The following is a 14,519-nucleotide window of genomic DNA, read 5'->3' as shown; positions in this document are numbered from 1 at the left end:
CTCATTACCGCATGTGCAATATAGGGCTTTGATGAAAATATGGGAGTGGCGATGGTGAGAGCAACATCAATGAGAAGTAGGCTGTTATAGGCGCGCAGATGCAAGCTGAATAGGTGCTAGGAGCATTGCACTCGGGCAATGCTCCTAATGACAAATGTTAAAGGTGCTTCTGGCCTCGCACTTGACGGTTTTCGCCGACCACCATCATTTCGCATTTAGGGCAGTCGAATACCAACTTGAGCACATCATTGCCGATTTCAAGCACCATAGGATCGGCCTTGATCCCCGGCACTTCCTTCGGACACAGATTGAAGTTAAAGCGTAGGCAATGCTTAGTGATCATCAATGGCACGTCTTCGGTGACGCCATTTTTCTCATAGGTATCTTGGATTTCAATCACGCCATGGCGTTGATAAAAATCCTTAGCCTTTTCGTTGGCAACGTTGCCTAAGTAACTCAAATGCTTGACGGGATAGACTGCATCTTGATTATGCTTCCACGGCAGTGGACGCACATAACCTTGCACACGGGCAGCCTCTAGAGCGGCCACACCATCACGGCGCAGACCATTTAACACTGATGCGGGCAAGAACCAGGCTTGAGCCGTATCGATACTGATGCTTCGGGCAACAAAGTCGGTACTGCCGAGCTTACCCAGTTGAGTGCGGGTATTTTGTAAGGTCTTATCGACATCAGTCGCAGGCGTCTTCTCGACCACTAAATTCACTGTGGCTGTAAGGCCATAGATATCGGTCAATGTCAGTGCGAGTCCGTCTTGGGTGTCGCTCAACCGTAAATCGACGCCGATAATCCGCTTAGAAGATTCTTTCGATAGCAGGGCTTCGAAGGCTTGGTTATGGTTACGATATAAAGTCATGCCAACCTTTAAATCCTTTGGCACCTGCAATATATGCAGTTTTAACCCTTCGGCGCGGTTAACCCGCAGGCCTTGCAGCTTGTCATCGGATTGTTTTGCCATAGCAAAATTCGCGGGGAAAAACGCTAAGCCATCGCCGTTATTAAACTCATGGGTCGAGCTCACTTGGATAAAGTCTTTACCTATGCTGACCACTTTACCGACTTCTTCGCCTATGTATTTGGGCGAGCGAAAATCTTTAATTCCTTGGCTACGTTCGTTAACAAAGTAATCTGTACTGCCACGGTTAAAGGTCTTTTCAGGATCAGGGGTAAAACTATGTTCGCAGCGGCCGTGGGATGAAGCCTTAAACTCAGGGCGACGCGCCATAATCGCATCCAGCTTTTGGCGATAATGCGCGGTGACGTTTTTAACGTAACTTAAATCCTTTAAGCGACCTTCAATCTTAAACGAGCGAATGCCCGCATCGATTAGCGCCTCAAGGTTTTCGGTTTGGTTGTTGTCTTTTAAAGACAATAAGTGTTCATTCTGCGCTAATACATCCCCTTGCCGGGTTTTAAGATTACCCGGCAGGCGGCACATTTGCGAGCATTCACCACGGTTAGCACTGCGGTTACTAAAGGAATGGCTCAAATTACATAAGCCACTGTAAGCCACACACAAAGCACCGTGGATAAAGAATTCGAGCTGCATATTAGTATGCGCGGCGACATCACGGATTTGGCTTAAGCCCAATTCACGGGCAAGCACCACCTGAGAAAAACCAACTTGCTCTAAGAACGCCACTTTTTCTGGGCTGCGGTTATCCATTTGGGTGCTAGCATGCAGGGCAATCGGCGGCAAATTGAGCTGCAATACGCCCATGTCCTGCACAATCAGCGCGTCAGCACCCGCTTCGTACAATTGCCAAATGAGTTTTTCGGCGTCGGCCAGTTCGTTATCCATCAAAATGGTATTGAGGGCGACGAATACCTGAGCATGATATTGATGAGCATAAGTACACAGGCGCGCGATATCTTCAACACTGTTACCCGCCGTTGCCCGCGCACCAAACGCAGGACCACCTATGTATACCGCATCGGCACCATGGCGTATGGCTTCGATACCGTAGTCAGCATTTTTTGCAGGCGCCAATAACTCAAGACGGTTATGGACGTGAGAAACATTCTCGGGAGTGTATATCTCTGGCTGGCTCATGGCTTCACAGACTCAAAATGATCATTAACGAAAAGGACGGGAGTATAACAAAAACTCAAATACAGCTCTATCAGCAAATCATCAACTAATCCGCTTTACTTTTGTCAGCGAGGATAATGGCACAGCTGATCTTTGGCCTCACACTTGCGCCCTCAAGCCGAGCAGAGTATCTTTGCCCCGCATTGACGAATAGGCACTATTTATGACTGATTTTATTTACCAACCACCGACCACTCCTTGGCTCGATATTCTTTATCAAGATAAAGACATTATCGTCATCAACAAACCTTCAGGATTGTTGTCTGTGCCCGGTCGCGACCCCGCCCATTACGACAGTGTCTATGCTCGAGTAAAAGCTGAGCATCCCCATTGCCAAATCGTCCATCGCCTCGATATGGCGACCTCAGGCGTGATAGTTGTCGCCCTTATTCGTAGCGCCGAGCGGGAATTAAAACGTCAGTTCCACGATAGAGAAACCAGCAAGACCTATTATGCAAGGGTCGCAGGCCATGTCAAAAATGACACTGGCAGCGTTGATTATCCACTGATCTGCGACTGGCCAAATCGCCCTAAACAGAAAGTCGATCATCTTGTTGGCAAACCGTCTTTGACTCACTACCAAGTAATGAGCCGCGCCAAACGCTCAACGCTGGTTAAACTGATGCCAATCACAGGCCGCTCACACCAATTACGGGTGCATATGATGGCGCTAGGACATCCGATCTTAGGTGATGGTTTTTATGCCGACTCACTGGCAAAATCCTTAGCGCCTCGACTATTGCTGCATGCAGCAGAGCTCACCATCAAACATCCCTACTCGGGTGTCAGCATGACTTTTAGCGCAGAAGTTCCTTTTTGTGAGCCTTTGGGCGAACAATGATCACTAAAATCAAATAATACGGGCAAAATCGGTAGCAATTCCCCATAAAAAAACGTAACTTTATGACAATTCACTACGTTATAGAGAGTTTATTTATGGATACCGCATTTCAGCGCGATCAACTCGATAATCATATCCTCGAAGCCCTAATGCAGGATGCCCGCACACCCTTTGCCGAACTCGCTAAACGCTTTAGCGTTAGCGCCGGCACGATCCATGTTCGGGTAGAAAAAATGAAGCAAGCGGGGATCATTACAGGTGCGCAAATCACGGTAAACCCTAAAGCCCTAGGCTATGACGTTTGCTGTTTTATCGGTATCAACCTTAAAAGCGCTGGCGATTACCCCGCCGCTATCGCCAAACTCAACGCTCTCGAAGAAGTCGTCGAAGCCTATTACACCACAGGCAACTACAGTATTTTCGTCAAGGTCATGTGCCAATCCATCGATGGTTTACAGCACGTACTCATCAATCGCATTCAATCTATCGATGAAATCCAGTCGACAGAAACCTTAATCAGCCTACAAAACCCAATCGTCAGAGCGGTTAAGCCTTAAACAGGAAAAATAGCAAATACTTGCAAACAACATAACAAACCGCAAAGTGTGATTAACATCTTTTTTACCGCAAAAGTGTTAACCATACGATATATTTGTGTTACAACTTCATTGCTACCGCCAAAGAGCGCAGCAGAAACTATAACAATTCAGCTACAAGCACATTTAGTAAAGTGCTGAAAGCATTAATTGACAAGGAAGAAGTTGTGAAGACAAAACTATCGATCGCTATCTCCGCTGCACTACTCTCAAGCGCAGCTATTGCTGACACTGCAACCAAGTACAACACGACTAACCAAGCGACAGATCAGTACGCTGGCATCAGTGCTACAAAAAATGGAAGTAATGAGCAAAAACAAGCTGTTGCCTGGATGATAAAACTTAAAGCTCCTTCTGTTGCTCAACAAAGCCAATTAAAGGGTTTTAATCGACAATCGGTCATGAGCAATATCGAAAGTTCACAATCAAAAGTTAAAAATGCTATTCAGAACATGGATGCTGATATTAAGATTGTCGCAACCACCTCAAAATTAGTTAATTCCATTGTCGTTCAAGGTGATCATAAAAAACTCGCTGCTTTACTGAAAAATGCTGAAGTTGCCGACATTTTACCTATATACGACTATAAACTCGATGTTGCAGCAAGTGCGGAGTACATCAAAGCAAAAGCTATTATCGAAGCTGGTGTAGCCTCTGGTAAAGGTCAGCGTGTTGCTGTACTTGACACTGGCGTCGATTACACTCACAAAGCTCTAGGTGGTTCAGGCTTAGTTGCTGACTATAAAGCAGCTGTTGCTGCCAAAAGTGAAACACCAAACTGGCCTCAGGGCAAAGTAATTGGTGGTTGGGACTTCGTTAACAACGATCCAAATCCAATTGATGTCACAACGAACCACGGAACCCATGTGAGTCATTCAGTAGTTGGCACGGCGCCTGATGTAGAACTACTCGTGTACTCAGTATGTAACTCAGGCTGTTCGGGTATCGCCCAGTTAAATGCATTAGAAGCATCAATGGATCCTAATGATGATGGTGATATCACTGACCGTGTTGACACTGTTAACATGTCATTAGGCGGTGACTTTGGTGATACCGATGGTGGCGCAGTTCAAGTCTTAATTGATGAAATGGTAAAACTTGGGGTAAACTTGGTTATCTCTGCAGGTAATGATGGCTCAACACCTTTCGTGGTTGGCGGCCCAAGTACCACTAATAGCGCTTTATCAGTAGGCGCTATGACACACCCAACAACTAAAGCTGGCAAAATTGATGCAATGCTAGTTGGAGAGTCAATTACTGCTATTGGTGCAGGGTTTAATAAATCAAATACATACAGCTTCACGAATGCAACTGCCCCCATAATTTACCCTGCAACTAACAAAAATGGTTGTGTTGCTTACACTGAAGACTTAACTGGTAAAACGGTACTGATTGATCGTGGAGTTTGTGGCTTCGCTGTTAAAGTTCTAAATGCGCAGTTAAAAGGTGCTTCATTTGTCATAGTGGCAAACAACGCGGCCAACACAGCTCCAATTGTTATGGGAGGTGAGGACAACAGCATAACAATTCCATCTGTGATGATTTCAAAGGAAGATGGTGATGCAATTAAAACGGCGCTCGCGGCAGGTAACGTAGCGTTCAGCGTGTCATCTACTGAAGTCACGACGGCAGGAGCAATTGCAACCTTTACTTCACGTGGTCCTTCAATTGCAGGCACTTTAAAGCCGGAGATTACCGCTCCTGGTACTGACATATTAACTGCTCACCCAGGTTTAGGAGAAGGATTAACTCCAATAAGCGGTACCTCATTCTCAAGTCCAATCACAGCTGGTGCAATTAGTATCATTCGTGAGGCATTACCACATCGCAACGCGTTTGAAATTAAAGCCACAATTATGAACGCGGCAAACTTAGACGTAACGCTAGAGCCAAAAGAAATAAACCCAGACACTGAGTTGGCACCAATCAGTTATATTGGTTCTGGATTGGTCAATGTAGAAAAAGCCATTAACCTTCCTGTTGCTGCCTGGAATAAAGAGACTAAACAAGCCGCTTTAGCATTTGGCTTATTGGCTCTCAATAAAACAACTTCAATTACTAAAACGGTTTCTGTTAAGAACTTCTCGACAGCAGAAAAAACCTACACACTAAAAGTCGACCAACGTTTCCAGAATGACTTAGATTCTGGAGCACTAAGTTTTGCAGTACCTGCAAGCGTAACGATTCCAGCAGGACAAACTGTCGACTTTGACGTTACAGCCACAATAGATCCAACAAAACTGCCAGAATGGACTCTTACATCATCCTATGAGCTTGATGGGACTGCTGCAGATGCTTCTACTGCATTAACATTGTCAGAATACGATGGTGCGATCCAATTTATGGATGGCGAAGAAAAAGCACTACATTTGGTTTATCATATTCTGCCAAAAGCAGCGGCTGCAATTTCAGTTGCAACAGAAACCACTGCCGATGGCATAGTGCGCACACTCACCAACGTAGGCGCAACTTCAATTACAGATCCATTTACGGCTCCACTTATTGCAACTAGCCCTGTTGATAATACAAAACGTCATGACTTGCTCAATGCATCGAGTGAACTGTTATTAAGCAGCTCATGTGATGCGGGTATTGCGATATATAACACGCTACAAATGCGCGATCCTATTATCCATCCTCTAGCGGGTAACTATTCAGTCGATTATGATCTTAACAATGATGGAGTTTGGGATTACACAGCAGCAACGGCGAACTTAAACTGGTTCAATGAAGCATATCCAAGATCTATCTATGGTTTAGTTTCTAAATATGGTACTTCGTCTGGAACATTAGAACCTGTATTCCACGTGACTGGTAATGACTTCCTAACGAGTAAAGCCTGTTTTGAAGATTTAGGCTTAACTCAAGCGGATTTAGGTAAGACTATAAAGGTTCGCTTCCGCGTTGAGGATAGTGACTGGGCTCCAATTCCATCGGGTGATGAAGACAGCGTGGTGGCAACACTGATGCTTGATGGTTCAGGAACTTCTGCAATGCTAGTTGATACAGAAGGCAATGAAGTTACTGAACTAAAACCAGGAGAAAGTGCAACTTTAGAAACTCAAGTTGGCGATAATGCGATAGGCTTTATGTTCCTGTCTGATTCTGGTTCTATGTCCGTTGTTGCTAATACCTCTGACGAAGGTAACTCTGCTCCAACAGTAGCCGACGTGATGCTTTCAGTAGATAAAGGTGCTGCAGCAGGAACTGTGTTAGGCAAATTAACAGCAACAGATCCAGACATGATCACAAGTCCATTCTCCGAGTTTGTCACACTGAACTCTAATAGCAGCATGGTCGTTGTCGATAAAGATGGAACAGTGCATTTAAGTACTGATGCTGTAATTAACCAACAGAGCACAACAATGGAAGTTGAAGTTATTGCACTAGATACTATGGGTAATGCTTCAGCGCCAGCAAAAGTCACTGTCATGATTAATAATACCAAACCAACCGTTGCACCTACGGGCATGGCAAGTACTGAAGGGTTTGTTGTCACAGCTAAGGCCAATGCTAAAGATGCAGATAAAGACACCCTAACCTATAACTGGGTACAAACAAGTGGTATTAAAGTCACATTTACTAATGGTGGAGACAGCATAAACTTCTCAGCTCCTAGCGGTGACCATGTTCTTACTTTCTCTGTTACAGCCTCTGATGGCAAACTTGAAAGTGATCCAGGTACAGCAACCATCACAGTTAGTGCTAAGAAAACAGAATCTTCAGGTGGCGGTGCTCTAGGTTGGCTAACCGCCTTATTGTTACCACTGGCGGCAATGCGTCGTCGTATGAAGTAACGAGAAGTTAGACAGTAAAAAGGGAGCCTTAATGGCTAATGCCGTTCACTTAAGAGTGGACGGCATTTTCTTTGGTCTAACTGGAAACTTGTTTTTGCTCATTTTAAGGACTCTTGGATAAGCCCTTTCCCGTTTACCATCCAACTTAAATTGCCGTGCATTGCGTTCTATATCCAATACGTCTCTCGGGACATTCCTCGGTGCTTGTGATGACAGTTGTGTCAACTTGAAGATGATATAACTCGTCGCATCCCGAAAACTCAGTTGATTGGGGTGGACCGATGGCAAGCTTTTAGCCATCAGTAACATCTTATATCGGATGAGATTGTAGGCCAGTAGCACGCCCCAAAGCTCTTGAGTCACCAACTCCGGCAGTTGGCTGCGGAGCGTAAAACGGCTCTCCAACAGATGTTGTTTCATCTCTCTGTAGCCCTGTTCTATTTCCCATCGATGGGCATATAAGTCGACGATGTCTTTGTAGTGGTCAACTAAATTTGTCATGTTTTCCCAGCGTTCGAACCACCTCATATTGAGTGCCTTTCTTTAATGGCAACAACCAGTGGCTATCAGGTTGCGCTTGCTGCCAAGCGTGCAGAAGGCCGAGCGAGTAAAATCCTCGGTCAAATAGGGTTAGGCTGTGATTGGGAATGCTAGGAATGAGCTGAAATGCTAAGTTCATTTCATTTTCGACAACCGAATCAAAGGCGCTGTTGACCAACAAATGGCGGCTTAACTCCATCAAGCAAACCATGCGAATTTGCGGATAAGCCGCTTCGCCTGAAGCGCTTGCGGTACGCGCAAAGGCGGCTTGATTTTGGACACTATCGGGCGTCCGCCACACTGCACCGTCAACACCATACAAGTTAAGACCGCATCAATGAGGGTGTTCAGCTCTCGCGTGCCAGGTATTAGCGCTGCGACTAAACACTTCTCGAATAACCTCACTGCCCAATCGTTTACGCGCCTAAGTCTCGGCGCTGCGCGCAACATAATCAATCTCTTGCGGCAAAACAATGTCGAGTTTGTTGATGAGTGACCGAACAGACTCCCCTCGGAACAAAGCCATTCCGATAACGGCCCAAATCATCGCATCCATCGGTAATTTACGTCGTCTTAACGTCGCAACGCCCTGAGAGTCCAAACAAGATTGAATTAACTTAGGTTCTAACACATCAGCTAAGCAGGTGAATTCGGTTAGGCGGGTAATATGAGTGCGGGCGAGTACTTCTGAGAGTTGCATAAAAAAATCCGATGACATGAGGTCATCGGATTTTGAGCTTTCAGCGAGATCGTCAAGCGATCTGTCTTAACTGATCGGCATTACGCCTTAGCGGTTTTTTATCTCAGTGATAACGCTTACATATTGATCTTAGGATCTAACGCGCCAGACTGGTACGCTTTATACATTGCTTGTAAAGACAATGGCTTAATCTTAGATGCTTGACCTGCACAGCCGAAAGCTTCATAGCGAACCGTACAGATATCGGCCATGGCTTCCATTGATGCTTTCAGGAATTTACGTGGATCAAATTCACTTGGGTGTTCAGCTAAGAATTTACGAACGGCACCCGTTGATGCTAAACGTAAGTCGGTATCAATGTTGACTTTACGTACACCGTGTTTGATACCTTCTACGATTTCTTCTAATGGTACACCGTAGGTTTCTGGGATCTGACCACCATATTGGTTGATGATCTTTAGCCACTCTTGTGGCACAGAAGATGAACCGTGCATCACTAAGTGAGTATTAGGAATACGCGCATGAATTTCTTTGATGCGGTCGATACGCAGTACATCGCCCGTCGGTTTACGACTGAACTTATATGCACCATGGCTAGTACCGATAGCAATCGCGAGTGCATCAACATGGGTATCGGCAACGAAACGCGCCGCTTCTTCAGGGCTAGTCAGCATTTGATCGTGACTTAAAATACCTGATGCACCAACACCATCTTCTTCGCCAGCTTGGCCAGTTTCTAAGCTGCCTAAACAGCCGATTTCACCTTCAACTGACACACCACACGCATGGGCAAATGCCACTGTACGACGGGTAACATCAACGTTGTACTCGTACGATGCAGGCGTTTTTCCGTCAGCCATCAAAGAGCCGTCCATCATGACTGATGACATGCCTAATTGGATAGAACGCTGACAAATATCAGGATCGGTACCGTGGTCTTGGTGAATACACACAGGGATATCTGGGTACTGCTCAAGAGCCGCTGCCATCAAATATTTTAAGAACTGTGGGCGAGCGTATTTACGCGCGCCAGCAGAAGCTTGCACTATCACAGGGCTGTCTGTTGCTTCAGCAGCCTGCATGATGGCACGCATCTGCTCTAAGTTGTTAACGTTAAACGCAGGCACACCGTATCCATGTTCTGCTGCGTGATCAAGTAGTTGTCGTAGGGAAATTAACGCCATTTTTAACTCCAATAATAGGGTGATATCTATCACCGAGGTCGCTATCGTTTGGATGGATTTTTATACCCGCATTCAACTCTGTACCTTAATTAAACAACTTAAATTAAGTACCTTAGATGAATACGGGCGGTTTTTTTATAATTTTTTACTTTTTATCAAAGCTTTGATGTTATCAGAGCTTATCGCAGCGTCTTATGCGCCGCGTTTTTAAAACTTAATGATTAAGCGCCGCGCTTTTCTAACATAGCCACAGCCGGTAATTCTTTACCTTCGAGGAACTCGAGGAAAGCACCGCCGCCAGTCGAAATGTAAGACACTTTATCGGCAATACCGTACTTATCAACCGCAGCCAAAGTGTCACCACCGCCTGCGATAGAGAACGCTTTTGAATCAGCAATCGCTTGGGCGATACGCTTAGTGCCTTCACCGAATTGGTCGAATTCGAACACGCCCACAGGGCCGTTCCACACGATAGTACCAGCAGATTCGATGATTTTAGCCAGTGCTTCAGCGCTATCTGGACCAATATCGAAAATCATTTCGCCATCAGCGACTTCGCTAACCGATTTTAACGTCGCAGTCGCAGTTGGGCTAAACTCACCTGCAACGACTACATCGGTCGGCACAGGAATATCGGCGCCACGGCTCTTAGCATTAGCCACTAAACGCTTAGCTTCGTCGATCAAATCCGCTTCATACAACGATTTACCGACATTGTAGCCCGCCGCCGCAATGAAAGTATTGGCAATACCGCCGCCAACCACTAACTGATCAACGATACCCGAAAGACTTTCTAGCACGGTCAGCTTAGTCGACACTTTAGAGCCACCGACAATCGCCACCATAGGACGCGCAGGATTATCTAATGCCTTGCCTAAGGCATCTAATTCTTGTGCCAGTAATGGACCGGCACAAGCGATTGGGGCAAACATGCCCACGCCATGAGTCGATGCTTGGGCACGATGTGCAGTACCGAAGGCGTCCATCACATAGACATCACACAGCGCCGCCATTTTTTTCGATAAGGCTTCGTTGTTCTTACCTTCACCCACGTTGAAACGCACGTTTTCGAACACAACCACTTCACCCACGGCAACGTCGACGCCGTCTAAATAGTCGGTCGCTAAACGCACAGGACAAGACAGGGCCTTTGCCAAATAATCGACCACAGGTTGCATAGAATATTCAGCATTGTATTCGCCTTCGCTCGGACGACCTAAATGCGACATCACCATCACAGCCGCACCTTTTTCAAGGGCCAACTCGATAGTTGGTAGAGAGGCGCGCAGACGTGCATCACTGGTGACGACGCCATTGCTGACAGGGACATTGAGATCTTCACGGATAAGCACGCGCTTACCTTGTAGATCCAGATCTGACATATTGATAATTGCCATGGTAACGCTTCCTTTTATAATCAAAAAACAAACTGTTTCACACATAGCCGGTATGAATTGACTGCCGCTCGGCGCTCGACATCCCGTCGAATGGGCATAAATTCAGTGACCCACAAGTGAATAATCTACTTTTATCAGCCTCGCTTGGCCGCGATCATCGCCAAACTCGTATCTAACATACGATTGGCAAAACCCCACTCGTTATCGCACCACAGGAGTAACTTAACCAACTGACCGGCGCTCACGCGGGTCTGGGTACCGTCAACAATACTGGAGCGCGGATCATGGTTGAAATCACATGAGACTAAGGGCTCATCAGTATAGCCTAAGATGCCGTTAAATCGCCCATTGGCGGCTGATTCCAGCACCTGATTGACTGTGGCAATATCGACGGTTTTTTCTAAGGTCACGGACAAATCGATGGCGGTCACGTTGATGGTGGGCACGCGCACCGAAATCGCTTCAAACTTATTTTTCATGTGCGGCAAGATCCGCTCAATACCGCGGGCAAGCTTAGTGTCGACAGGAATAATCGATTGACCAGCAGCGCGGGTTCGACGCAAATCATCATGGTAAGCATCAATCACTTGCTGATCGTTCATCGCCGAATGGATAGTGGTAATGGCACCGCTTTTAACGCCAAAGTGGCGATCGAGCACATCGATCACAGGCACGATACAGTTAGTGGTGCAAGAAGCGTTGGAAACGACTGTGTGTTCGGCGCGGAGTAAATCGTGATTCACACCATAGACAATCGTGCCATCGACATCCGCTGAGGATGGATGGCTTATCAGCACTTGTTTAGCGCCAGCATGAATATGGGCTTCGCAGCTTTGACGATCAACTAATACGCCTGTGGCTTCATAGACAATATCTATGTCCATCTCGTGCCAAGGGAGTTTTGCCGGATCGGGCTCGTGGAGAATTTTTATCGCATCGTCGCCAATCAGCATATGATCATCAACAAGCTTCACTTTATGCGCAAACCGACCGTGGGTTGTGTCGTACTGGGTCAGATGAATAATGGCTTCAGGTTTAGCTAATTCATTAATCGCGACAATCTGCATTTGCTGCCGTTTTCCAGACTCATATAAAGCTCGGAGAATAGAGCGGCCGATACGGCCATAACCATTGATAGCGACTCGGATCATTGAGGTCTCAATTTCCTCTTAATACAAAAACGGCCTGCAAACGATTGCAGGCCGCATTATACAGATTAACACTTAAAAAGTTTAACCTTTTGTATTGAATCTAATCCCTTGAGCCATTAGCCCAATGATTTTGCAGCATTCAGCACATTTTCAACGGTGAAACCGAAGTGATTCAATAGCACGTTACCCGGTGCAGACTCACCAAATGTGGTCATGCCTACAACTGTACCTTCAAACCCGACGTACTTGTACCAGAAATCGGTATGCGCCGCTTCAATAGCCACACGTTTAGTCACAGCACGTGGTAATACAGATTCTTTATAAGCAGCATCTTGCTTATCGAACTCAGTTGTCGATGGCATAGAGACCACGCGAACGTGTTTACCTTGCTCAGTCAGTGCAGCGGCTGCATCCATTGCCAATTGTACTTCGCTACCAGTTGCGATCAGGATCAGCTCTGGTGTACCCGCACAGTCTTGCAGTACATAAGCACCTTTAGCCACATTAGCTAATTGCTCAGCGGTACGCGCTTGCGCTTTCAGGTTTTGACGGCTGAAGATCAGTGACGTAGGTGCATTACGGCGCTCAATCGCAGCTTTCCAAGAAACTGCCGTTTCTGCCGCATCACATGGACGCCATACGGCCATATTTGGCGTCATACGCAGGTTAGCTAATTGCTCAACTGGCTGATGCGTTGGGCCATCTTCACCTTGACCGATAGAGTCATGGGTATAAACGAAGATGTTTTGAATGCCCATCAGCGCCGACATACGAACTGCGTTACGAGCATATTCCATGAACATCATGAACGTTGCGCCATAATTGATGAAACCACCATGCAGCGAAGCACCGTTCATAATGCCACTCATGCCGAATTCACGCACGCCGTAGTAAATGTAGTTACCGGCTGGATCGTCTTGAATACCTTTAGAGCCAGACCACAGTGTCAGGTTAGAACCCGCTAAGTCAGCAGAGCCGCCTAACAGTTCAGGTAACATGGCACCGAAAGCACCGATGGCATTTTGTGAAGCTTTACGGCTCGCAATACCTTCGGCTTTGTCCTGTGATGCTTGCACGAATGCCTGCGCTTTTTCTTCGAAATCAGCAGGTAATTCACCTTTCAGTACGCGGCGCTCGTATTCAGCAGCCAGTTCTGGGTAAGCTGCGCTATAAGCCGCAAACTTCTCGTTCCATGCCGCTTCACGGGCCGCACCGGCTTCTTTGGCATCCCAACCCGCATAAACGTCAGCAGGGATTTCAAATGGTGCGTATGGCCAGCCAAGGAATTCGCGGGCTGCTGCAATTTCCGCATCGCCTAATGGCGCGCCGTGGCAATCGTGGCTGCCAGATTTGTTGGGTGAACCAAAACCGATAATGGTTTTGCAGCAAATCATGGTTGGTTTATCAGTAACTGCTTTCGCCGCTTCGATAGCAGCACGGATTGCCGCACTATCGTGACCGTCAACACCGGCAATCACATGCCAGCCGTAAGCTTCAAAACGCTTTGGCGTATCATCGGTAAACCAGCCTTCAACATGGCCATCGATAGAAATACCGTTGTCATCCCAAAATGCGACCAGTTTGCCTAGACCTAAAGTACCGGCTAATGAACAGGCTTCGTGGGAAATACCTTCCATCAAACAGCCGTCGCCGACGAAGCAGTAAGTGTAGTGATCAACGATATCGTGACCATCACGGTTAAACTGTGCCGCTAAGGTTTTTTCAGCAATCGCCATACCGACAGCATTGCTGATGCCCGCGCCGAGTGGACCCGTTGTGGTTTCAACACCAGGGGTGTAACCGTATTCTGGGTGACCCGGGGTTTTTGAATGCAATTGACGGAACTGTTTTAGCTCTTCAATTGGTAATTCATAACCAGTCAGGTGAAGTAAAGAGTAAATCAGCATTGAACCGTGACCGTTAGAGAGGATAAAACGATCTCTATCTACCCATTTCGGATTGTTCGGGTTGTGCTTAAGGAAATCATTCCACAGCACTTCAGCAATATCTGCCATACCCATTGGGGCGCCGGGATGGCCTGAATTTGCTTTTTGAACTGCATCCATACTTAACGCACGGATTGCGTTTGCGAGTACTTTACGGGAAGACATGCTCTCTCCTGCTTGTTTGTGGGGTCTAGCGGGCAATTTGGATGCATATTTTCCCCTACATGCCAGTGTGACGCAAACTAAAATTGCCA

General features: G+C 46.6%; 8 protein-coding genes and 1 pseudogene. 3 read left to right on the top strand and 6 right to left on the bottom strand.

Going from position 1 to position 14,519, the window contains the following annotated elements; all coding sequences use genetic code 11:
* Positions 1–157: 157 nt before the first annotated feature.
* A complete protein-coding gene (locus tag L5L97_RS03335; RefSeq protein WP_263183251.1) occupies positions 158–2,074 on the bottom strand; it encodes a peptidase U32 family protein in 1,917 nt (638 codons plus the stop codon).
* 202 nt (positions 2,075–2,276) lie between these two features.
* On the opposite strand from L5L97_RS03335, the gene rluA reads away from it, so the two are divergent.
* The 3 genes from rluA (at position 2,277) to L5L97_RS03320 (ending at position 7,347) form a co-directional block, all read left to right on the top strand.
* Positions 2,277–2,954: a bifunctional tRNA pseudouridine(32) synthase/23S rRNA pseudouridine(746) synthase RluA gene (gene rluA, locus L5L97_RS03330; RefSeq protein WP_028761728.1), complete on the top strand. Its 678-nt coding sequence runs from the start codon at positions 2,277–2,279 to the stop codon at positions 2,952–2,954.
* 95 nt (positions 2,955–3,049) lie between these two features.
* On the top strand, positions 3,050–3,511 hold the full coding sequence (gene asnC / locus L5L97_RS03325) for a transcriptional regulator AsnC (protein WP_006080290.1): 462 nt from the start codon (positions 3,050–3,052) through the stop codon (positions 3,509–3,511).
* A gap of 206 nt (positions 3,512–3,717) precedes the next feature.
* Positions 3,718–7,347, top strand: coding sequence for a S8 family serine peptidase (locus L5L97_RS03320; RefSeq protein WP_263183248.1), 3,630 nt, complete (start codon positions 3,718–3,720; stop codon positions 7,345–7,347).
* Between the two features lie 49 nt (positions 7,348–7,396).
* Here the strand turns inward: L5L97_RS03320 and L5L97_RS03315 are convergent.
* The 5 genes and pseudogenes from L5L97_RS03315 to tkt form a co-directional block, all read right to left on the bottom strand.
* Positions 7,397–8,587, bottom strand: a pseudogene (locus L5L97_RS03315) (IS4 family transposase).
* 116 nt (positions 8,588–8,703) lie between these two features.
* Positions 8,704–9,771 (bottom strand): class II fructose-bisphosphate aldolase, encoded by a 1,068-nt coding sequence (fba, locus tag L5L97_RS03310; protein WP_028761627.1) that lies wholly within the window; start codon positions 9,769–9,771, stop codon positions 8,704–8,706.
* A gap of 221 nt (positions 9,772–9,992) precedes the next feature.
* The gene (locus tag L5L97_RS03305; protein ID WP_263183246.1) at positions 9,993–11,168 is read right to left on the bottom strand and encodes a phosphoglycerate kinase; all 1,176 of its coding nucleotides are present in this window, start codon (positions 11,166–11,168) and stop codon (positions 9,993–9,995) included.
* A gap of 134 nt (positions 11,169–11,302) precedes the next feature.
* Positions 11,303–12,319: an erythrose-4-phosphate dehydrogenase gene (epd, locus tag L5L97_RS03300; RefSeq protein WP_105250098.1), complete on the bottom strand. Its 1,017-nt coding sequence runs from the start codon at positions 12,317–12,319 to the stop codon at positions 11,303–11,305.
* Between the two features lie 116 nt (positions 12,320–12,435).
* The gene (gene tkt, locus L5L97_RS03295) at positions 12,436–14,430 is read right to left on the bottom strand and encodes a transketolase (protein ID WP_263183245.1); all 1,995 of its coding nucleotides are present in this window, start codon (positions 14,428–14,430) and stop codon (positions 12,436–12,438) included.
* Positions 14,431–14,519: the final 89 nt, after the last annotated feature.

It is taken from the genome of Shewanella sp. SM71, assembly GCF_025653905.1.
GTDB classification, from domain to species: Bacteria; Pseudomonadota; Gammaproteobacteria; order Enterobacterales; family Shewanellaceae; genus Shewanella; species Shewanella oncorhynchi.
The sequence above is the reverse complement of the archived record's forward strand: the minus strand, read 5'-3'. Positions and strand labels throughout refer to the sequence as shown.

Bases quoted from the DNA above. Each gene is read 5' to 3' on its own strand.
- L5L97_RS03335 (WP_263183251.1), bottom strand. From the start codon at position 2,074: ATGAGCCAGCCAGAGATATACACTCCCGAGAATGTTTCTCACGTCCAT.
- rluA (WP_028761728.1), top strand. From the start codon at position 2,277: ATGACTGATTTTATTTACCAACCACCGACCACTCCTTGGCTCGATATT.
- asnC (WP_006080290.1), top strand. From the start codon at position 3,050: ATGGATACCGCATTTCAGCGCGATCAACTCGATAATCATATCCTCGAA.
- fba (WP_028761627.1), bottom strand. From the start codon at position 9,771: ATGGCGTTAATTTCCCTACGACAACTACTTGATCACGCAGCAGAACAT.
- L5L97_RS03305 (WP_263183246.1), bottom strand. From the start codon at position 11,168: ATGGCAATTATCAATATGTCAGATCTGGATCTACAAGGTAAGCGCGTG.
- epd (WP_105250098.1), bottom strand. From the start codon at position 12,319: ATGATCCGAGTCGCTATCAATGGTTATGGCCGTATCGGCCGCTCTATT.
- tkt (WP_263183245.1), bottom strand. From the start codon at position 14,430: ATGTCTTCCCGTAAAGTACTCGCAAACGCAATCCGTGCGTTAAGTATG.